Annotated in this window: 17 protein-coding genes; 13 read left to right on the forward strand and 4 right to left on the reverse strand. The window is 69.5% G+C overall.

Annotation, left to right across the window (positions count from 1 at the left end):
* The first annotated feature begins 4 nt into the window (after positions 1-4).
* The gene (locus tag UA74_RS08695) at positions 5-493 is read left to right on the forward strand and encodes an Rv2732c family membrane protein (RefSeq protein ID WP_075739812.1); all 489 of its coding nucleotides are present in this window, start codon (positions 5-7) and stop codon (positions 491-493) included.
* Between the two features lie 461 nt (positions 494-954).
* Here UA74_RS08695 and UA74_RS08700 read toward each other — a convergent pair whose 3' ends face one another.
* Positions 955-2,259: a DUF349 domain-containing protein gene (locus UA74_RS08700; protein WP_075743562.1), complete on the reverse strand. Its 1,305-nt coding sequence runs from the start codon at positions 2,257-2,259 to the stop codon at positions 955-957.
* 199 nt (positions 2,260-2,458) lie between these two features.
* Between UA74_RS08700 and UA74_RS08705 the strand changes: the two genes are divergently transcribed.
* From UA74_RS08705 to dapF, 3 genes are all read left to right on the forward strand, one after another.
* Positions 2,459-3,190, forward strand: a complete 732-nt coding sequence (locus UA74_RS08705; protein ID WP_075739813.1) for a class III extradiol ring-cleavage dioxygenase family protein — start codon at positions 2,459-2,461, stop codon at positions 3,188-3,190.
* A gap of 177 nt (positions 3,191-3,367) precedes the next feature.
* Entirely contained in the window at positions 3,368-4,306 is a 939-nt protein-coding gene (gene miaA, locus UA74_RS08710) for a tRNA (adenosine(37)-N6)-dimethylallyltransferase MiaA (protein WP_083683034.1), read from the forward strand.
* Positions 4,307-4,451: 145 nt separating this feature from the next.
* Entirely contained in the window at positions 4,452-5,327 is an 876-nt protein-coding gene (gene dapF / locus UA74_RS08715) for a diaminopimelate epimerase (RefSeq protein ID WP_075739814.1), read from the forward strand.
* Between the two features lie 188 nt (positions 5,328-5,515).
* Here dapF and UA74_RS08720 read toward each other — a convergent pair whose 3' ends face one another.
* Positions 5,516-6,844 carry an MFS transporter gene (locus tag UA74_RS08720; RefSeq protein ID WP_075739815.1) on the reverse strand — a complete coding sequence of 443 codons (1,329 nt, stop codon included), beginning with the start codon at positions 6,842-6,844 and terminating at the stop codon, positions 5,516-5,518.
* Positions 6,845-7,120: 276 nt separating this feature from the next.
* On the opposite strand from UA74_RS08720, the gene hflX reads away from it, so the two are divergent.
* Together hflX and UA74_RS08730 are read left to right on the forward strand one after the other, a co-directional pair.
* On the forward strand, positions 7,121-8,542 hold the full coding sequence (hflX, locus tag UA74_RS08725) for a GTPase HflX (RefSeq protein ID WP_075739816.1): 1,422 nt from the start codon (positions 7,121-7,123) through the stop codon (positions 8,540-8,542).
* Positions 8,543-8,660: 118 nt separating this feature from the next.
* Entirely contained in the window at positions 8,661-9,641 is a 981-nt protein-coding gene (locus UA74_RS08730) for a hypothetical protein (RefSeq protein ID WP_232237681.1), read from the forward strand.
* A gap of 482 nt (positions 9,642-10,123) precedes the next feature.
* Here the strand turns inward: UA74_RS08730 and lexA are convergent, their stop codons facing one another.
* Positions 10,124-10,849: a transcriptional repressor LexA gene (gene lexA, locus UA74_RS08735; protein ID WP_075764188.1), complete on the reverse strand. Its 726-nt coding sequence runs from the start codon at positions 10,847-10,849 to the stop codon at positions 10,124-10,126.
* Between the two features lie 418 nt (positions 10,850-11,267).
* On the opposite strand from lexA, the gene UA74_RS08740 reads away from it, so the two are divergent.
* The 7 genes from UA74_RS08740 (at position 11,268) to UA74_RS08770 (ending at position 19,218) form a co-directional block, all read left to right on the forward strand.
* Positions 11,268-11,621, forward strand: coding sequence for a LysM peptidoglycan-binding domain-containing protein (locus UA74_RS08740; protein ID WP_083683036.1), 354 nt, complete (start codon positions 11,268-11,270; stop codon positions 11,619-11,621).
* Between the two features lie 211 nt (positions 11,622-11,832).
* Positions 11,833-12,315 (forward strand): transcriptional regulator NrdR, encoded by a 483-nt coding sequence (gene nrdR, locus UA74_RS08745; protein WP_075739819.1) that lies wholly within the window; start codon positions 11,833-11,835, stop codon positions 12,313-12,315.
* A gap of 185 nt (positions 12,316-12,500) precedes the next feature.
* Positions 12,501-15,374, forward strand: a complete 2,874-nt coding sequence (locus UA74_RS08750; protein WP_075764190.1) for a vitamin B12-dependent ribonucleotide reductase — start codon at positions 12,501-12,503, stop codon at positions 15,372-15,374.
* A 170-nt stretch (positions 15,375-15,544) separates the two neighbouring features.
* Positions 15,545-15,721 carry a hypothetical protein gene (locus UA74_RS33410; RefSeq protein WP_232237682.1) on the forward strand — a complete coding sequence of 59 codons (177 nt, stop codon included), beginning with the start codon at positions 15,545-15,547 and terminating at the stop codon, positions 15,719-15,721.
* Positions 15,722-15,748: 27 nt separating this feature from the next.
* Positions 15,749-15,961 carry a hypothetical protein gene (locus tag UA74_RS33415; RefSeq protein WP_232237683.1) on the forward strand — a complete coding sequence of 71 codons (213 nt, stop codon included), beginning with the start codon at positions 15,749-15,751 and terminating at the stop codon, positions 15,959-15,961.
* Positions 15,962-16,987: 1,026 nt separating this feature from the next.
* Positions 16,988-17,245, forward strand: a complete 258-nt coding sequence (locus UA74_RS08765) for a hypothetical protein (RefSeq protein WP_075739822.1) — start codon at positions 16,988-16,990, stop codon at positions 17,243-17,245.
* Positions 17,246-17,661: 416 nt separating this feature from the next.
* Positions 17,662-19,218 (forward strand): PQQ-dependent sugar dehydrogenase, encoded by a 1,557-nt coding sequence (locus UA74_RS08770; protein ID WP_198042969.1) that lies wholly within the window; start codon positions 17,662-17,664, stop codon positions 19,216-19,218.
* On the opposite strand, the gene UA74_RS08775 is transcribed toward UA74_RS08770, so the two are convergent.
* On the reverse strand, positions 19,215-19,934 hold the full coding sequence (locus UA74_RS08775; protein WP_075764194.1) for a TetR/AcrR family transcriptional regulator: 720 nt from the start codon (positions 19,932-19,934) through the stop codon (positions 19,215-19,217). The genes UA74_RS08770 and UA74_RS08775 overlap by 4 nt on opposite strands.
* Between the last annotated feature and the right edge of the window lie 96 nt (positions 19,935-20,030).

Genomic DNA, 20,030 nt, shown 5'->3' on the forward strand with positions numbered 1-20,030 from the left:
ACGGATGAGTTCTGAGACCGTGGATGCGAGCACGCAGACGGAGCGTGCTGGGCGGGTCCCCCTGACCAAGGCCGAGCGGCAGGCCCTGCGCCACTTCGAGCCCGGCAGGCGGGCCCTGTTCCTGGCCGCGGGCGTGCTGGTGCTGCTCCTGGGGGTCGCGTTGCCGTGGACGGGCGGTGCGACGGGCGTGGACATCCTGCTCGGGGCGAGCGACGAGGCCTTGGGGATCGGGGTGCTGCCGAGGATCTTCGTCGCATCGGTGCTGCTCTTCGGCGTGGCGGTGACGGCGCTGACGCTGATCGTGCGGCGGTGGTTCTTGGCCTGGGTCTGTGCCTTCGGCTGCGGACACTCGGTGTTCGAGGGGATGCTCGCGATCTGGACCCGGCAGACGGGTGTCGACACCCCCGGTCCCGGAGTCGGCCTGGTGATCACGGTCCTGGCGATCCTGTTCATGGCCGTGCAGTGGTTCCAGCTCGCCTGGTCCCGCTCCTGACCGTCCGGCCGCTGCCGGTCGACGGCAGAGCGGGCCGCGGGCCCCTGCGCCGCCGCGATCGTCCGGGGCGGTCTCGACGTGGGGGCTGTGCGCAGAGCCCGTAGCGTCCCCGGTGGTGTCCGGCCGTGACCAGACTCGGTGACCTCAGGCACGGCCTCAGACCGGTGGAAGGTCCCGCCGGAGCCTGCCGACGCCCGGCAGGCGCATCGCGGCGGCGACAGCCACGACACGGCGGCAGGCGGCCGAGGCTCGGGCCGGAGTCGTTCGCTCGGGCACGGGGCTGCCTGACCGAGGGCTCGGGTATTCGTCGGCGCACCGCCTGCGTCACCGCGCTGTCGTTCCCGCGTTCCCGGTGCGCTGGACCCCCGGAACGGGCGCCGAACATGAACTCCAGCGCGAACGACGTCGCCGGAGCCCAGGTGTTCCGGACTCCGGCGACGTAGGTCACCTCCGCAGTGTGGTCAGCGCGTCGCCAGTGCCTGCTCGGCTGCCGTCAACCATTCCCGCCACTGCGCGGCCTGCGCGTCGGCCTGTTCGGCCTTGCGTCGGTTGCCTGCCGCTCTGGCCTTCTCCGCCTGCGCCTCGAACTGCTCGACGCGCTCACGGAACTGCGCCACCCGTGCCTCCGCCTCCGGGTCGGTGCGGCGCCAACGGGCGTCGGACGCCTCTCGGACGCCGTCCTCGACCGCTCGGAGCCTGCCTTCGAGTTCCCGGATGCGATCCCGAGGCACCTTGCCGATCTCGTCCCACCGCTCCTGGATGCGCTGAAGCTGTGCGCGGGCCGCCTCCAGGTTCTTCGCCGGATCGATCTGCTCGGCATCGGCGAGCAGCTTCTCCTTCTCCTCGGCGTTGACCGCGAACTCCGCGTCGCGTTCCTCGAAGGTCGCGGAACGCCGGGCGAAGAACCGGTCCTGTGCGGCGCGGAACCGCTGCCAGAGGGTCTCGTCGGCGTCCTTGGGGGCTCGCCCCGCCGCCTTCCACTCGGTCATCAGCTGGCGGTACCTGGCTGCGGTGTCGGCCCAGTCGCTGGACTCGGCGATCTGCTCGGCCTCCTCGGCGAGCTCCTGCTTGCGGCTCTTGGCCACGAGCCGTTGCCGGTCGAGATCGGCGAAGTGGGCGCCGCGTCGGCGGTTGAAGGCGTCGCGGGCCTTGGCGAAGCGTCGCCAGAGCTGCTCGTCCGTCTTGCGGTCGACGCCCCGGATCTCCTTCCACTCGTCGACGATGGCTCGCAGCCGATCACCTGCCGGCTTCCACTGGGTGGACTCCGTGGCGATCTGCTCGGCCTCCTCGGCAAGGGCCTGTTTGCGTGCGGTGGCCGCAGACCTGGCCTCCTCCCGCTCCTGCTTGGCGACGCCGACGGCCTGCTCCGCGACGACCACGAGGTGATCGAGCCGGACGGCCAGCGCGGCGAGATCGCCCACCACTGCGGCTTCGCTCAGCCCGTCGCGAAGCTGGAGAGCGCTGGTCAGCGACTGCTTGGGGTCGCCTGCCTTCGAGGCCAGCCGCGCCTCCAGCAGCCCCGCCTCCGTCAGCAGGTCGTCGAAACGCCGTGCATAGTGCGCCAAACCCTCTGCGGCGTCGCCCGCCTGCCAGGAGCCGACCGCACGTTCACCGGTCTCGCTGGTCACGAAGACGGTCCCGTCCGCGTCGACGCGCCCCCACCGGCCTGGTTCCCTGGACGCCTGCGGTACCGAGGGCGTCGTGGTGGCGGGACGTGCGTTCTCCTGCACCGTCGTCGCCCCAGGGGTCGTCTGCTGATCGGTCATAGCCGGCTCCTCCTTGCCTGCCGCCTTCATGCCCGTGGTGTCCACGGACGCCTCGCCTGAACGAGGCCGAAGCACGCGGGTCCGTGCCAGGTCGGCTGATACCCGCGCGGGCATTCAAACAGGTCAACTCGCTCTTGGGTACCGCAAGGCCCGCACTCGTCGTCGCGGGAGCCCTCGAGGGACGGCTAGCGTGGTGGCTGTGATCGTCGGTGTCGCGGCCCTTCCGCACCCTCCGCTGCTGGTCCCCGAGCTGGTGGCCGGTGCTCTGACCGCGACCGCACCGGTGCGGGACGCCTGTCTGGCCGCCGCCGCCGAACTGCGTGACCTGGCGGCGGACTGGGTCGTCGTCGCCTGCGGACCCGCAGACTCGGCGGAGGTCCGAGGGACGGGAAGCCTCGCGGGTTACGGCAGGCGGGTGCTCGTCCGGCTGGAAGGACACGCGGAGCCCGAGCCCGAGCCCGACCCCGACCCGGACTGGCCGCTGCCGCTGCTGATCGCCGGCTGGCTGCGCGGACAGGTCGGCGCTCGCCGGGTACGCCCGCTGCTGATCGACTCCGGGCTCTCGCCTGCGGAGTGCCTGGCCGAGGGGGGCAGGCTGGCGTCGCGATTCGCAGGTCCCGATGCCGTCGGACTACTGGTCCTGGGGGACGGCTCCGCCCGATCCTCGGAGCGCTCACCGCTGCCCGCCGACCCGCGCGCCGCCGACTTCGACGCGGCGACGGCTCAAGCGCTCGGCACGCCGTCTCCCGAGGCCCTGGCGGGGCTGGACAGTGCGGAGGCGAGCGATCTCGCGGTGAGCGGCCGCGCACCATGGCAGGTGCTGGCAGGTGCGGCGCTGGCCTCCTCGACGCGGTGGACGGCGGAGCTGCGCTATTCGGCCGCGCCGTTCGGCGTCGGCTACCACGTGGCCTCCTGGCGCCCGCTGCACTGAGCCTCGCTTCGACGTGCGCCTCGCGGCTACGCCGGCGAACCCGTGCGTCTCGCGGTGATCGTGGGGGTCCGGTCCCGACCGGTGGGGACGACCCGACCGGACCTCGACCGACACACCCGACGCCCGGCTCCGCCCCTGGCCGAGAGAGCGTCCGCCAGGCGGCTTTACCCTCACCCCGTGACACATCCCCCGACCAGGCTGATCGCCGTGGTGGGCCCGACCGCCACCGGGAAGTCGGACCTCGGCGTGCGGCTGGCCGAGGAGACCGGCGGCGAGGTGATCAACGCCGACGCGATGCAGCTCTACCGGGGCATGGACATCGGGACGGCCAAGATCACGACAGCCGAGCGTCGTGGCGTGCCCCATCACCAGCTCGACGTCCTCGACGTCACCGAGACGGCGTCGGTGGCGGCCTACCAGCGACACGCGCGAAGTGTCGTCCAACGGCTGCTCGACGCCGCGACACCGCCGATCCTGGTGGGCGGGTCCGGCCTGTACGTGCAGGCGGTGCTCGACGAACTCGAGTTCCCCGGCACCGATCCGGCGATCCGGGCGAGTCTGGAGGCCGAGCTGGCGGAACTCGGTGCCTCGGCCCTGCACGACCGGCTGGCGGCTCTGGACCCCACGGCCGCCGCAGCGATCCTGCCGAGCAACGGACGCAGGCTCGTCCGGGCGTTGGAGGTCGTCGAACTGACCGGACGTCCCTTCTCCGCGACGATGCCCAAGACGGGGCCGCCGCGCTACGACGCGGTGCTCATCGGCCTGGACCGCGACCCCGCAGTGTTGGACGAGCGAGTCGAGATCAGGGTCGCTCGGATGTTCGCGGCAGGCCTGCCCGCCGAGGTCCGTTCGCTGCTCGAACTGGGCCTGCGGGACGGCCGCACCGCCTCGCGGGCGCTCGGTTATCAGCAGGTCGTGGCCGCCCTGGACGCGGGCGGTTCCGAGGACGACTTCGCCGCTGCGGCCGCCGACACGGCCAGGGCCACTCGACGGTTCGTCCGTAGACAGCGGTCCTGGTTCCGCCGAGACAAGCGCATCCGGTGGTTCGACGCAGGCGCGCCGGGACTCCTCGAGGAGGCTCTGCGGCACAGCGGCCTGCGATCGGGCGGTCGCTGAGCCGTCGATGCGGCGGCCTCTCGCCACCGCGCTGAGGGCGCGGGCAGGTCGTTCGGCGCCCGCACCGGTCTGCGGGCACGACTCGCCGCCTTCGGGCAACAGGTCACGACGGGAGGGACACACCGGCAGGTTCTAGGCTGTTCGAGTGACCGACGTGCGCTTCATCAAGGGACACGGGACGCAGAACGACTTCATCGTGCTGCCCGACGCCGATGGCGATCTCGACCTGACCGAACAGCGGGTTCGAGCCCTCTGCGACCGCAGGCGAGGTCTCGGCGCCGACGGTGTCCTGCGCGTGGTGCGGGCAGGCGCGTTGGGCGAGCCCGCAGCCGGCCTCGACCCCGACCTGTGGTTCATGGACTACCGCAATGCCGACGGGCCCGCAGTGGAGATGTGCGGCAACGGAGTCCGCGTGTTCGCCCACTACCTGGTCGAGTCCGGTCTCGTCTCGCCAGGTGAGTTCGCGATCGGAACCCGGTCCGGCCCGAAGCCGGTCCGCGTCGACGTCGACGGCATCGTGACCGTGGACATGGGCGCCGTGCGGGTCGGTGCGCCGAGTACGGCAGCCGTCGGGGGCCGGGCCTTCGACGGCGTCGCGGTCGACGTGGGCAATCCGCACCTGGCCTGTGTGCTGGGCTCGGCTGAGGACGATCAGGCGGAGTCTCGCGCCACCCTGCTCGCGGATCTGGATCTCACGGTGCCGCCCGCGTACGACCCGACGGTCTTTCCGGACGGGGTGAACGTCGAGTTCATCGTGCCGGTCGAGGAGAACCTGGCCGAGATGCGTGTCCATGAGCGGGGGGTGGGGGAGACCCGTTCCTGCGGCACCGGCACCGTGGCCGCGGTCGCGGCCGTCCTTCGTGCCACCGGGCGGACGATCGGACGGATGCTCGTCGACACGCCCGGAGGCAGACTCACGGTGACCATCGGCGGCGACGACTCGCAGCTCACCGGCCCTGCGGTCCTCGTGGCGGAGGGCCGGCTGGACGCGCTGTGGTGGCAGCAGGCCAACCTGCACTGACGCGGGCGATCGGGCGGACGTCGGGCCGCGTCGTCCGTCGTTCGCCTGCCCGCGTCGCGTCCGAGTCCCGGCTTGGCCGGATGTCCGGACCGTGTGCGGCGGGGCGGGATAGGTCGACCGCGTCGTTCGCCACCACGACGGACCAGCCCGCTCGTCGGTCGAGTCCGTGCTCCGATCCTCGGAGACGATCAGCGGGACGAGGTGTCTGGCTCGTCATGCCGGTCGTGGTCCGGTCCGTCTCGGACGATCTTCGCCAGCCCCGCCTCGGCGGCGAGGAGTTCCTCCGGGGCCTCCCGGAGATGCCTCAGCGGTGCGGCGAACAGCCAGCAGCAGGCGAGGGACATGCCCACGGCCGCGATCATGATCGTCGCTCGAATCCCGACGAGTGCACCGAGTGCGCCACCGACCAGCGCACCCAGGGGGATCGCGCCCCAGGTGAGGAACCTGGTCGAGGCGTTGACCCGGCCCAACAGCCGATCCGGGCACACCGACTGGCGCAGGCTGACCTGGAGGACCGCGAACACGACGGTCCCGTATCCGCCGACGAAGACCCCGACGACGAACAGCGTGAGAGCCCAGCCCCGATCGGCGAAGGGAACGAGCAGCCGGAACGGCGTGGTCAGGACGGTCACCACGATCAACGCCCGGACGGTGCCGAAGGAGTTCGACCAGAACCGCGTGGTGAGTCCGCCGAGGATCCCTCCCGCACCGGTGACCGAGAGCAGCACGCCGACGGTCCCCTCCGCGAGATTCAGGTCGCGTACCAGGAAGAGCACGTTGACGGCGACGTAGACGTTGAGGAAGAAGTTGTAGGTCATGCTGAACAACGTCGTCGGCCGCAACAGCCAGTGCGCGAAGAGGAAACGCAGGCCCTCGGCGATCTCGTCGGTGAGCCTGCCGCGCGGCTGTAGAGCCACGGCCGGGCGCTCACGACTCATCCTGCCGAGCAGTAGCAGCGAGGTCACGAAGCCGAACACGCTGGCGACGAGGGCGTTGGTCGCGCCGAGGAGTTGAGCGAGTGCACCGCCCAGCGGCCTGCCGGAGAAGTGCATCACCTGTCTGCTGGTGTGCAGTCTGCGATTGGCCTCGGGCAGGTCGACCCGGTCGACGATGGTCGGCAGGTAGGACTGGCTCGCGACTTCGAAGAGGGTGAACATCGCCCCGCACAGCAGCGAGACGACGAACAGGTGGGGATAGGTCAGTGCTCCTGCCCACCAGGCGATCGGCACCGACAGCAGCAGCAGAGCCTGGCCCGCCTCCGCCCAGCGCATCACGGGCAGTCTGCGCATCCGGTCGGCCCACGCGCCTGCGGGCAGGCCTATCACCAGGTTGGCCGCCGTGCCCGCCGCCGTGAGCAGGCCCATCTCCACCGGTCCCGCGTCCAGGACGGTCGCGGCGATCAGCGGAATGGCGACGAAGTGGACTGCGGTGCCGAACTGGCTGGCGACGTCACTGAGCCAGAGCACTCCGAAGTCACGCCGTTGTCCTTGGCCGCGCGGCAGACGATTCCCGGTCACGAGACCGCACAGTTACGGAACCATAACCCCAGGTCAACGGCTTCTTGGTGAAGATGGGCTGAGCGGTCGTTTCCCCAGTGCGAAAGGACTTGATCCATCGGCCGGGCTAATCAGTTCGACTGTTCGTCCCAGGCCTCGGCGTGGTCTCACCGGGTGGTCCTCGACGATCCGGGAATGGATGCGCTCCGCGTGTCGCTTGAGTGGGGTGACACTGCGGAGCAAGCCCGCGAAACCGGCTTGCGGTGCGTGAGATGATGGAGGCGTATGACGACATCGATGCAGAGGCCCGACGAGGCCCGTGAAGAATTCCTCTCCGGCGGCGATCTGGAGCGTTCCGAACGCGCGGCGCTACGCCGGGTAGTCGGGCTGTCGACTGAGCTGGCGGATGTCAGCGAGGTCGAGTACCGGCGGCTTCGGCTGGAGCGCGTGGTGCTGGTCGGTGTCTGGACCGACGGCGACAGCGCCTATGCGGAGGCCTCCCTCGCCGAGTTGGCCAGGCTTGCCGAGACGGCGGGCTCGGAGGTGCTGGATGGCGTGGTTCAGCGCAGACAGCGTCCCGACCCCGCGACCTACATCGGCTCCGGCAAGGTCCTCGAGCTGCGCGATCTGGTCGCGGCCAACGGGGCGGACACGGTCATCTGCGACGGCGAGCTGTCGCCCGGCCAGCTCCGCCAGCTTGAGGACAAGCTGAAGGTCAAGGTCATCGACCGGACGGCCCTGATCCTCGACATCTTCGCCAGTCACGCTCGGTCCCGGGAGGGCAAGGCGCAGGTCGAACTGGCGCAGCTCCGCTATCTGCTGCCGAGGCTGCGCGGCTGGGGTGACGCGATGTCCCGGCAGGCCGGTGGTCAGATGGGCAACGGCGGCATCGGCACCCGTGGTCCCGGTGAGACCAAGTTGGAGACCGACCGCAGGCGGATTCACAAGCGGATCTCGAAGCTGCGTCGTGAGATCCTCGCCATGAGCAAGGTGCGGGAGACCAAGCGCGGGCGACGGGTCGCCAACGAGGTGCCCAGCATCGCCATCGCCGGGTACACCAACGCAGGCAAGTCGAGCCTGCTCAACGCCATCACCGGGGCGGGTGTCCTGGTCGACGACGCTCTCTTCGCGACGCTCGATCCGACGACCCGCCGGGGCACCACGCCGGACGGGCGGTCGCTGACCTACACCGACACCGTGGGCTTCGTCCGGCACCTGCCGCACCAGCTCGTCGACGCGTTCCACTCCACGCTGGAGGAGGTCGGCGAGGCACAGCTGCTGGTGCACGTCGTGGACGGTGCGGACCCGATGCCGGAGCGTCAGGTCTCCTCCGTGCGCGACGTCCTGACCGAGATCACCAAGGATCGCGACGAGCAGATGCCGCAGGAGCTGCTCGTGGTGAACAAGACGGATGCGGCCGACGAGGTCGCCATCGCCCGGCTGCGGCATCTGTTCCCCGACGCGGTCTTCGTCTCCGCCCGTACCGGTGTCGGCGTCGAGGCGCTCCAGGAACGGATCGCCGAGCTGATTCCCCGGCCGGACGCGCTCGTCGAGGTCTTCGTGCCTTACACGGATGGTCGGCTCGCCGCGCGACTGCACGCGGAGGGCGAGGTCTTGGAAGAACGGCATTCTGATGAGGGCACCACGATCCGGGCGAGGGTGGGCGCGAGCCTGGCCGCCGAGTTGTCCGACTCGATCGTGGAGCCTGCCGCGTACTGACCGAGTCGGGGCGAGGGCGGCGCAGTGGGTTGCGCCGCTGCTCGCCGTAGGCATGGTGACCTCGGCGCCCTCGGCCTGGGCAGCCGTCTCGGTTCCCGCGCCGGAGCCGGTGTGCGTGATGACCGACCCGGCGATCACCATGCTGTCGGGCCTGGTGTCCGACGGCGACCGCTGGTACATGGTGAACGATCACGATCCGCTCGTGCAGGTCTTCGTGGTCAATCGGGACTGCGTCGTCGAGCGCGTGATACCGACCGGGGTCGATCATTACGACGTGGGTGATCTCGCGATGGCCCCCGACGGGACCCTGTGGGTCGCGGAGACCGGTGACAACCGGCATCGGCGGGAGACGGTCGCCCTCGTGTCGATCCGGCCCGACGGGGTCGCGGCGCTGCACCGGCTTACCTACCCCGACGGGCCGCGCGACGCCGAGGCGCTGCTGATCGGTCGAGACGGCGTCCCCTACATCGTCACGAAGGAATTGATCGGGCCCGCCGAGATCTATCGTCCTGCCGAGCCGCTGGCCGTTCCCGGCCCGGTGCCGTTGGAACGGGTCGGGTCGGTTCGGCTGAGCGGCTCCGACACACCGGGTGGCCCGGTGCCGGGTTTCGTCGGTTCCTTCCTGGTCACCGGCGGTTCGGTTCATCCAGACGGGACCGTGGTGGCCCTGCGCACCTATACCGATGCCTATCTCTTTCCCGCACCCGACGGAGACGTCCTGAGTGCCTTGGCGGGCGAGCCGCTGCGTATCCCGCTGCCGGACGAGCCACAGGGCGAGGCAGTGGCGTGGGAACCCGACGGGACCCTGCTCAGTGGCTCTGAGGGCGCCGACCAGCCGATCCGTGCGGTCCCCGATGCCACGGGGCTGCTCGCGGCGGAGCTGGAACGTCGGGATCGGGAGGCCGGTCTCTCGTCCGAATCGGCCGCCGAACCCGCCGAACCCGGACGGGACGCGCCGCCGTCCGCCGCCCCGGCGGACACACAGTCGTCAGAGGGCCCGCCCGGCCTGCGGCAGGTCGGCATCAGCGTGGCCGCAGTGACGCTGGCGGCGGGAGTGCTGCTGTGGTGGCGCCGTGGAGGAGGCGGCGCAAGGCGCTGATCAGGGCGGCCGTCGATTCGGCGAATCGGAGAGGCGGGTCGCTTGAGCGGGGCGGTCGGCCGGCGTCGCGGGGTCTGCCCGGGTGCGTGTGCGGGTGCTTGTCCGAGCAGGCTCGGGCCGGATGTCGCGCAAACCGACCTGCTGGCTGGCCGCGGAAGAGCCCGCCTCGCTGAGCATGTGACGCCGACGGTTGTCCGCCGGGCGTGCGGTGCGCCCGGCAGCACGGGCCGCTTCGCCTCGTGGCGGTGAACCGGTGGGAGCACTCTGCTGACTCCCGCAGCGCAGCAACGGGCACCCGAGCACGCGTCGGCGTCGGCGCGCCGCGAACACCGGCTCGGTGTCCTGGCGTGGCCGCCGAAGACCCTCAGGCGGGGTGCTCCTGCTCCCCGCCACCGTGTCGAACTCGCGACGTGTCGAACTCGCGACGTGCCCGGAGAGCGTCCGTCGGGTACCCCCGGCCGAAGCGGCTGCCCCCGTGCCGATCAGAGCCTGCGGAGCACGGCGACGACCTTGCCGAGGATCGTCGACTCGTCGCCCAGAATCGGCTCGTAGGCCGGGTTGTGCGGCATGAGCCACACGTGGTCGTCGCGTCGTTTGAACGTCTTCACCGTGGCCTCGCCGTCGATCATCGCGGCGACCACGTCGCCGTTCTCGGCCGTGGGCTGTTGGCGGACGACGACCCAGTCGCCGTCGGTGATCGCCGCGTCGATCATCGAGTCACCCGCGACCTTCAGCAGGAAGAGCGAGCCTTCGCCGACGATCTCGCGCGGCAGCGGGAAGACGTCCTCCACGGCCTGTTCGGCGAGGATTGGCCCGCCTGCGGCGATCCGACCCAGCATGGGCACGTACACGGGCGCGCCGTCCTGGTCGGGGTCCGCAGCGGCTGGTGCCTGCGGGACGCGGTCGATGGGGAGCACGCCGACGGCCCGAGGACGGTTCGGGTCGCGGCGCAGGTACCCCTTGCGCTCCAACGTCCTGAGCTGGTGAGCGACCGACGACGTCGACGTCAGGCCGACCGCCTCGCCGATCTCGCGCACGCTCGGCGGATAGCCGTTGCGGTCGAGCCACTCCCGGATCACCTCCAGCACCCGATGCTGCCGGGGCGTCAGTGCCTCGACCGAGGCGGCCTCGGACTGCTCGGGTAGTGCACGCACCGCTGCGCCATCGCGCGCGCCGCCGGTGTCCTGCGCCGTCGTCTTGCGTGCCATCTCGTGCCTCCCGGCCTGTCGTGCAGGCCTTGCTCCCGCCACCCTCTCGGGTGCCCCATCAGTCATTCTCACGCTTTGTGCTCGTGAAGAGACCACAACGGTAACTCGTGACCTACGCAAGATCAAACACCTGTTCGAAGGAATTCGCCCCTTGGGCTGGCCTTCCCGCGAATGCAGTGGTAGAAAATCGCACAGGGGTTCTATCGAACATCTGTTCGATTCATGAAAGACCTTCGCGGGAGGACTCGTGACCATTACCTCCGACGAGCGCACGCGACGCGATCACGGCGATCAGTGTGCGCCCGCGCCGCCTCGGGTGCCCGTCCGTCGCGTCGGGCGTGCGGGTGCGGCGCGGGCGTCTGCTCGCCATGGGCGTCTGCTGCGCCTCGGATCGTCCTGTTCGGCGGGCGGTTCCGGCATGCATCGTGCTCGGTCGGCTCCCGCGGCCCGCCTCGGCGCGTCCACGCGGCCGGTCCGGCCGATCGGTCCGCTCGGCCTGGCGGGGCTGGTCCTGGTGCTCGTCGCGCTGCTGCTCGGCATGGCCTGGGCGGCCGCGCGTCCCTCCTCCGCGGGCCCGGTTCCGGAAGCGACGACGATCACCACGGTGGGCGCGGGCGAGACGGTCTGGTCGATAGCGAGGCGGGCGGTTCCTGGCAGCGCTCCAGCCGAGGTCGTCGACCGGATTCGGCTGCTCAACGGCCCCGAGGTCGCCGAGTTACGCGTCGGCCGGGTGCTGCGGGTGCCTGCGGCGGGCGACCACGTGCGGGGGTGATTCGGCTGCGGCGCGTCAGGTCGTCACAACCGGCGTGTCGGACCGCCTGTCGACTTGCAATCCGATCGATCGGAGCCTAGGTTCTACCCCAACATCTTGTGGTCGCAACGGGCTGACGTGTCCACAGATTGGGGTTCTGCCACAGTTCGTGCTGATGCGGTGGCAGAGCGACACTGGCTGTTCGGTGATCGGTTATGTGAGGTGATGGATCGTGCGGTGCCCGTTCTGTAGGCACCCCGACTCGCGAGTGGTCGACTCCCGTGAGGTGGAGGACGGCCAGGCGATTCGGCGCAGGCGATCCTGCTCGGACTGCGGTCGGCGGTTCACCACCGTAGAGGAGTCGGTTCTCGCCGTGGTGAAGCGTTCCGGGGTCACCGAGCCGTTCAGCCGCGACAAGGTCGTCCGAGGCGTTCGTCGTGCCTGTCAGGGCAGGCCGGTCGATGAGGACGCGCTACAGCAGTTGGCACATCGGGTCGAGGAGGCCATCCGGGCGACCGGATGCGCCGAGATCCCCAGCAACGAGGTCGGGCTGGCGATCCTCAGCCCACTGCGCAGCCTCGACGAGGTCGCTTATCTGCGCTTCGCGAGCGTGTACAGATCCTTCTCCTCGGTGGAGGACTTCGAGAAGGAGATCGCCGATCTGCGGACGGCGGACCCTGCGGACGAGCGGCCTTCGGGAGAGGCCTTCGTCTGATCGACGCGCCGACGGGCGGTGGTCGCGGCCCTTCTCGGCGGACAGGTGGGAATCACAGTGCGGTACCGCCACGGCTCGATCCGGGGCGGCCGATGCGCGACGACACAGTGCGGTACCTAGCCGGGTCGTGGTCGGACGGATGAGGGGATCGTCCGGTCGGGCCCTGGAGAATGAGAGTGAGCGGCATGACAGAGACCGTCGGGAGTGCACCGGCACGGTCCAAGCGGGCCAAGTCGGCGGCGAACGCGGCGAACACGGCGTCCTCTTCGGGGGAGCTCGCCGACGGCGCGGGGGCGCGTCTTCGGGTGCGCCGAGTGCACACCACCGAGGGAGTCCATCCCTACGACGAGGTGACGTGGCAGCACCGCGACGTGGTGATGACGAACTGGCGTGACGGTTCGATCAACTTCGAGCAGCGCGGCGTCGAATACCCGGACTTCTGGTCGGTCAACGCCGTCAACATCGTCACGAGCAAGTACTTCCGGGGCGCAGTGGGCTCCGAGCATCGGGAGCACAGCCTTCGGCAGCTCATCGATCGCGTCGTCAAGACCTACGTCGCGGCAGGCGTCGAGAACGCCTACTTCGACACCGACGAGGACGCGGTCGTCTTCGAGCACGAGCTGACCTGGATGTTGTTGCACCAGGTGTTCAGCTTCAACTCCCCGGTGTGGTTCAACGTCGGGACGAGCTCGCCGCAGCAGGTCTCGGCCTGTTTCATCCTCGCCGTCGACGACACGATGGAGTCGATCCTCAACTGGTACCGCGAGGAGGGTCTGATCTTCAAGGGCGGTTCTGGCGCGGGACTGAACCTGTCGCGGATCCGTTCCTCTCGAGAGCTGCTCTCTTCGGGCGGCACCGCCTCCGGGCCGGTCTCGTTCATGCGCGGCGCCGACGCCTCGGCAGGCACCATCAAGTCCGGCGGTGCCACCCGCCGCGCCGCCAAGATGGTGGTCCTCGACGTCGATCACCCCGACATCGCGGAGTTCGTCGAGACCAAGGCCAAGGAGGAGGCGAAGGTCCGCGTGCTGCGCGACGCGGGCTTCGACATGGACCTCGGCGGCTCCGACATCGTGTCGGTGCAGTACCAGAACGCCAACAACTCCGTGCGGGTCTCGGACGAGTTCATGCGCGCCGTGGAGTCCAAGGGCGACTTCGGCCTTCGTGCCAGGATCACCGGCGAGGTGATCGACGAGGTCGATGCGGAAGACCTCTTCGGCAAGATCGCCCAGGCCGCCTGGGAGTGCGCCGACCCGGGCATCCAGTACGACGGGACGATCAACGACTGGCACACCTGCCCGGAGTCGGGACGGATCTCGGCGTCGAATCCGTGCTCGGAGTACATGCACCTGGACAATTCGAGCTGCAACCTCGCCTCGCTCAACCTGATGAAGTTCCTCAAGGCGGACGGCACCTTCGACGGTGAGCTTTTCGAGAAGTCCGTCGAACTGGTCATCACCGCGATGGACATCTCCATCTGCTTCGCGGACTTCCCGACCGAGGCCATCGGCGACACCACCCGTCGCTTCCGGCAGTTGGGCATCGGCTACGCCAACCTGGGCGCGCTGCTGATGGCGACCGGGCATGCCTATGACTCCGAGGGCGGCCGCTCGCTCGCCGCCGCCATCACCTCGTTGATGACCGGCGTCGCCTACCGGCGTTCGGCCGAGCTGGCGGGAATCGTCGGTCCGTACGAGGGATACGCCCGTAACGCCGAGGCGCACCAGCGCGTCATGCGCAAGCACTCGGCGGCCAACGACGAGATCCGCACGCTGCACGCCAACGACGCCGCGGTGCGCACGCTGGCCAGCCGGGCATGGCAGCAGGGGCTCGAGGTCGGCGCGCGCAACGGGTGGCGCAACGCGCAGGCGAGTGTGCTCGCCCCCACCGGCACCATCGGTCTGATGATGGACTGCGACACCACCGGCATCGAGCCGGACCTGGCGCTGGTGAAGTTCAAGAAGCTCGTCGGCGGCGGGTCGATGCAGATCGTCAATCAGACGGTGCCCCGCGCCCTGTCCTCGCTCGGCTACCAGCAGGAGCAGGTGGAGGCGATCGTCGAGTACGTCGCCGAGCACGGGCACGTGATCGATGCTCCGGGCCTGCGCGTCGAGCACTACGAGGTCTTCGACTGCGCCATGGGCGAGCGTTCCATCTCGCCGCTGGGCCACGTTCGCATGATGGCGGCGGTGCAGGCCTTCATCTCGGGGGCGATCTCCAAGACGGTGAACATGCCGGAGGACGCGAGCGTCGAGGACGTCAAGGAGATCTACTTCCAGGGCTGGAAGCTGGGCCTCAAGGCGTTGGCGATCTACCGGGACAACTGCAAGGTCGGCCAGCCGCTGTCGGTGTCCAAGAGCAGCACGGCGGAGAAGTCGCCGGAGACCGTGGTCGAGTACCGGCCGGTCCGTAAGCGGCTCCCCAAGAAGCGTCCGAGCCAGACCTACTCCTTCACGGTCGGCGGCGCCGAGGGTTACCTGCACGCGGGCTCCTACCCGGATGACGGGCTGGGCGAGATGTTCGTGAAGCTCGGCAAGCAGGGGTCGACGCTGGCAGGCGTGATGGACGCCTTCTCCATGTCCATCTCCGTCGGTCTGCAGTACGGCATCCCGCTGGAGTTCTACGTCTCGAAGTTCCAGAACCTGCGCTTCGAGCCTGCGGGCATGACCGACGACCCGGACATCCGCATCGCCACCAGTGTGCTGGACTACCTGTTCCGTCGGATGGCCCTGGACTACCTGCCCTACGACAAGCGGGCCGGGCTGGGCGTGTTCACGGCGGCCGAGCGCACCGCACAGGTCGAGGCTGACTACCCGGACACCTCGGCGCCGGTGAGCGAGAAGGTCGACTTCGAAGGGCTGCAGACCTCCGTCGACGCCGACCGGAAGCCCGCCGTCGAGGGACAGCCGGACCGGGCGGCCGGCAGTTCCACGGAGCTGATGGAGCTGAGGCTGGGCAAGGCGGCCGACGCGCCGCTGTGCTTCACCTGCGGCACGAAGATGCGTCCGTCGGGCTCCTGCTACCTGTGCGAGGGCTGCGGCTCGACCTCCGGGTGTAGCTGACACTGGCGCCGTTAATGGGTGAACTACCTGGTCAGAGCCGGGGCGCGATGGCGCGCCCCGGCTCTTTCCGTGTCTGTGCCGCGTCTGCGAGAGGCGACTCCACCAAATGAAAGTACGTGACGTACTTGGCCGTGGGTGGGGTTGTTGTGGGACCGACCGGGGAGGCGGGTATGGCTACCGTTCACTACGAGAGCTACACCGAAGCTCGCACGCATCTGAAGAAGCTGCTTGACGCTGCCGAGGAGGGCCGAGTCGCCACGGTTCGGCGTGACTCGGTCATGACGGCGATGGTGGATGTGGAGCGCCTGCGTCGGTTCATTGCGTCGACGGTCCCGTCGGATGCTTAAACCGTTCCCGAGGCTGACAGCTGGTCGGTGTTCATTCCGGGGCTGCCGGTTTCCGCTGATGGCGCGTCGTTCGACGAGGCGATCGCCGAGATGGTCGATGCTCTTCGGGAGTATGCGCAGGACTGGCAGGAGCGCCTGCTCGCTGCGCCGAACCACCGCGACAACTGGGGTCTGGTGCAGTTGATCAGTCTCAGTGACGACGAACAGTTGCGCTGCTGGCTGGTCGGTGCAGCGCGGTGACTTCGTGGCCGCAGCCGACGCGCAAGGATCACGAGACCTTCTGCCAGGTCGAGGAATGGCGGCGAGTGCGAGACGCTCGTGGGCGCACCGGTACGCATCACGTCACTTTCGAACTCGATCTCCTCGATGGCAGGATTCTGCGGGCCCGTTCCTCGCATCCGGTGGACCGCAGCGGCTACGGGCAGAGCAGCTGGAGGCATGTCCTTCGCGATCAGCTCGAAGTCGACGAAGCAGAGTTCTGGCCCTGTGTGCATGACGGCGTCAGGCCCGCTCGCGGAACGCCTGAGCCGCCGACGGAGACGCTGCCCGCCGACCTCGTGCACCTGCTGACTCACGTGTCGGCCTCGACGAGTCCGAGATCGTCGGGCTGTCCAAGGACGAGGCCGCGGCCAGGCTTCAGAGCTATTGGACGCAGGGACCCTGATCGACGTCTGCGGCCCGATACCGGGACCGGCGCGTCAGCGAGTCCTCGGCGGGCATGCCGGGCCGTGTTCGTCTGCCTCCTTGAACCTCGCCTGCGGGACGTCTGTACGGGTCTCTTGGCAGGGCACTGCCGTGTGCCCCAGCTCGAAGGAAGTCGCAGCCCGCATCTCGTGACCACGGCCGATGCCTGCCTGTCTGCCGCGACAGCGGTGCGGACGCCCGTCAGCGTGCCGCTCGTGTCGGCCGGTCCCGCCCACCGTCCTGAGTGAGGCGGTTCCCACCCGATGCCGGTCCCGCGCCTCGCCGCGGACCGCTCCGAGCGATTCGGAGGAGAAAAGCGCGTGCGTAGGCCCGCTGGTCTTTGCTATGGTCTGTTCATGCGCTGACAAGCCCCTTCTTCGTGGTGTCACCTCCCACGCGTGCCTGCCGGTCTCTCGGCGGCATGATGCTTTTCTGTTCCGGCCCGGCGCTGTCTTTCGCGCATCGGTCGGTCTTCTTCATTCGTCTCGCCTCGCTTTGGCGTCCGTTCGGGACGCCGCCGATGATCGGCAGCGGGGCAGAGGTGTCCGTAACAGTCCTCGAATCATGAGGAGGCGATCTTTCATGACGCGAAATGAATCCGGTTCCGAACTCCGTCCGGCCGTGGTGGATGAGCTGAGCCAGACCACCAGCGAGTCGATTCCCGTCCCCTTTCCCCAGGTGGACGAGGTACAGGCCGCCGAGACGGCCGGGCCCAACCGTGCGGAACGCAGGCGGGCGGGCAAGAAAAACAAGGAACGGTTCTCCGGTCACGGGCTGGCCAGGCAGCCGCGTATCGCCGCGGCGCCGCCGCGTCAGTTCGCCCACCGTAGACGTGGCTGATCAGTCCTTCCTTGGTCAGCGGTACCGCCGAACGGACGGTCGATAAGGAGGTGCCAGTGGTGAGAGAAATTCGGCGCGAAGGCGCCCGGCGATAAGACGAGACCGACGGTATGAAGGCCGCGTCATGACAGCGGAACCGTGAGTCGGAACGAATCGGTGGCGAACACCGTGCTCGGCCGTGATCGTGGCCGAGCACGGTATTCGTCGTGGATTCGAATGCCCCGGCCTGCCCACCGGATGGTCGACCAGCGGGTGCTCGGCTGCGGCACATTTCCGACCGAGCAGGCCGCCGACGGTAGCGGCGTGCGTGTCGATCACGCTACGTTGCGAGTGGTCTGAATCACCTGGGCCAGTCCGGTCGTTGGGCGCGCGGTGACCGGCGTGGTCCCCAACCGGCATGTCCGGGAGGAGAACTGATGTCGAGGAGATCGTTCGCGCGCCGGTCGGCCGCCGTGATCGTCGCGGCCGTCATCGCACCACTGACCATGATCGGGTCGGCCTCCGGCGCGGAGCCCGTCGGTCCCGTCCTGTCGCAGGCCCCCGCCGTCGAACAACTCGATCGCCTGTCCGTGCACACCGACCAGGTCGCCTCGGGTCTGCGGCGGCCGACGGCCATCGCGGCTCCGGACGACGGCAGCGGCAGGCTGCTGATCGCGGAGAAGCCCGGCACCGTGCGCGTCTACCACCCGGACGCCGGGCTCGCCGCGACGCCGCTGCTCGACCTGACCGATCGGGTCGACAACTCGGCGAACGAGCGAGGACTGCTCGGCATCGCCGCCTCGCCCGACTTCGCGGAGACGCACGCCCTCTATGTCGCCTACACCTCCCTCCCCGACGGCGAGGTGACCCTGTCCCGCTTCCCGTTGTCCGACGCGGCGCAGGACCCGGTGCCCGCTGACGGGGAGGAGGTCCTGCTGACTCAGCCGCATTCGGAGTTCACCAATCACAACGGCGGTCAGGTCGCCTTCGGACCGGACGGGCATCTCTATTGGAGCATCGGCGACGGCGGTGGTGGCGGCGATGCGCTGAACGCCGCCCAGGACCTCACGACGCTGCTCGGCAAGATCCTGCGCATCGACGTGAGCGCGAGCTGTGCCGACGCCTACTGCATCCCCGCCGACAACCCCTTCGTCTCCGATCCGCAGGCCCGCCCGGAGATCTGGGCCTACGGGCTGCGCAACGCGTGGCGGTTCTCCTTCGACGCCGCCGACGGTGGGCTCTGGATAGCCGATGTCGGCCAGGGCACGCAGGAGGAGGTCAACCGCCTCGCTGCCGACCAGGGCGGCGCGAACCTGGGCTGGCCCTGCCTGGAGGGCACGTCGGTGTTCGACGAGACGCGCTGCGACTCCGAGGCGGAGTACGTCGACCCGGTGTTCACCTACGCGACCTCCCTCGAGGGATGCGCGGTGGTGGGCGGCCACGTCTACCGAGGGTCTGAGTTCGCCGACGCGGCGGCGGGCGTCTACGTGACGACCGACTACTGCACGGCGACCGGTTGGGGCATCGACACGGCGGACGACGCGCACCCCAGCGCCGTCATCGGTGAGTTCCCCATCCAGACCAGCACCTTCGGCGAGGACGCCGACGGCGAGTTGTACGTCGCCAACGATCTGCCCGGCCAACTGCACGCCGTCTCATTCGAGCTTGAACCGCCTGCGGCGAGTTGTTCGGTCGACTACCAGGTGCGCAACCAGTGGGGCACGGGGTACATCGGCGCGGTCACGGTGGTCAATGAGGGCTCTGAGCCGGTCTCGGACTGGTCCTTGAGCTGGACGGCGCCCGCCGGGCAGACGGTGACCTCCGCGTGGAGCGCCGTCGTCTCGCAGGTGGGTGACCAGATCACGGCGGTCGGCGCCTCATGGAACAGGTCGATCCCGCCGGGTGGATCGGTGAGCTTCGAGTTCCTCGGGACGCACGGCGGTGCCGTCGCCGTACCCGGTCAGTTCGTGATGAACGGCAGCACCTGCCGCTAGTCCGACTGAGAACGTCCGGGCTCCACGGGCAGCGCGAGGTCCCGCGTGGACGACCCGTCGCCTGGCTCGGACGTTCCGCCTGACTCCGGCGGGGCGTCCGAGCCTGCCCAGGCGAGAGCGCCCGCCTGTGCCGCCGCCAGGACCATCGCCGCCGACTGTTCGGCCAGATGGGCGTCGACGGGCTCGCGGGTGATGAACAGCCGATGGTAAAGCGGGGCCACGACCGCGCGGGCCACGGCGCCGGGGTCCGTGCTCGCGGGCACCTCGCCCCGTCGGATCGCCCGCGTGGTCACCGGCTCGCAGCGGGCGTGCCGATCGGCGAAGAAGTCGCGCAGCGCGGCGGCCGCCAGGTCGGAGTGGAAGGAGGCGTAGACGAACGCGTTGGGCGCACCGGCTCGGCGGGGGTCCGCGAAGTAGTGCAGGACCTCGGTGGCCAGTGCGCGCAGGTCGCCCGCGAAGGAGCCCGTGTCGGGTGGTCGCCAGTCGTCCTCGCCTGCGAGGTCCAACACGTCGATGACCAGTCCGTCCACCCCGCCCCAGCGCCGGTACACGGTGGTCTTGTGCACACCGGAGCGTTCGGCGACGTTGTCCACGGTGAGGCCCTGATAGCCGTGCGCCGCCAACTCGGCCAGCGTGGCGTCGCGGACGGCCGATCGCGTCCTGGCGGTGCGTCCGCCGGGGCGGACGGTGCCGGAGACACGCTCAGGCTCCTCCACAGAGAACTCCAGTCGCGTCGGGTCACTCGAGTGGGCAATCGAACTCCGCGTACACCGGGACGGCCTCGGTTCCGGCCGCCCGGTCGAGACATCACG

It is taken from the genome of Actinoalloteichus fjordicus, from assembly GCF_001941625.1.
Classification (GTDB): Bacteria; Actinomycetota; Actinomycetes; order Mycobacteriales; family Pseudonocardiaceae; genus Actinoalloteichus_A; species Actinoalloteichus_A fjordicus.

Coding starts and splice junctions, on each gene's coding strand:
- UA74_RS08750 (WP_075764190.1), top strand. CDS start 12,501: ATGACAGAGACCGTCGGGAGTGCACCGGCACGGTCCAAGCGGGCCAAG.
- UA74_RS08700 (WP_075743562.1), bottom strand. CDS start 2,259: ATGACCGATCAGCAGACGACCCCTGGGGCGACGACGGTGCAGGAGAAC.
- UA74_RS08770 (WP_198042969.1), top strand. CDS start 17,662: ATGTCGAGGAGATCGTTCGCGCGCCGGTCGGCCGCCGTGATCGTCGCG.
- UA74_RS08765 (WP_075739822.1), top strand. CDS start 16,988: ATGACGCGAAATGAATCCGGTTCCGAACTCCGTCCGGCCGTGGTGGAT.
- hflX (WP_075739816.1), top strand. CDS start 7,121: ATGCAGAGGCCCGACGAGGCCCGTGAAGAATTCCTCTCCGGCGGCGAT.
- lexA (WP_075764188.1), bottom strand. CDS start 10,849: ATGGCACGCAAGACGACGGCGCAGGACACCGGCGGCGCGCGCGATGGC.
- UA74_RS33410 (WP_232237682.1), top strand. CDS start 15,545: ATGGCTACCGTTCACTACGAGAGCTACACCGAAGCTCGCACGCATCTG.
- UA74_RS08695 (WP_075739812.1), top strand. CDS start 5: ATGAGTTCTGAGACCGTGGATGCGAGCACGCAGACGGAGCGTGCTGGG.
- UA74_RS08730 (WP_232237681.1), top strand. CDS start 8,661: ATGACCGACCCGGCGATCACCATGCTGTCGGGCCTGGTGTCCGACGGC.
- UA74_RS08740 (WP_083683036.1), top strand. CDS start 11,268: ATGCATCGTGCTCGGTCGGCTCCCGCGGCCCGCCTCGGCGCGTCCACG.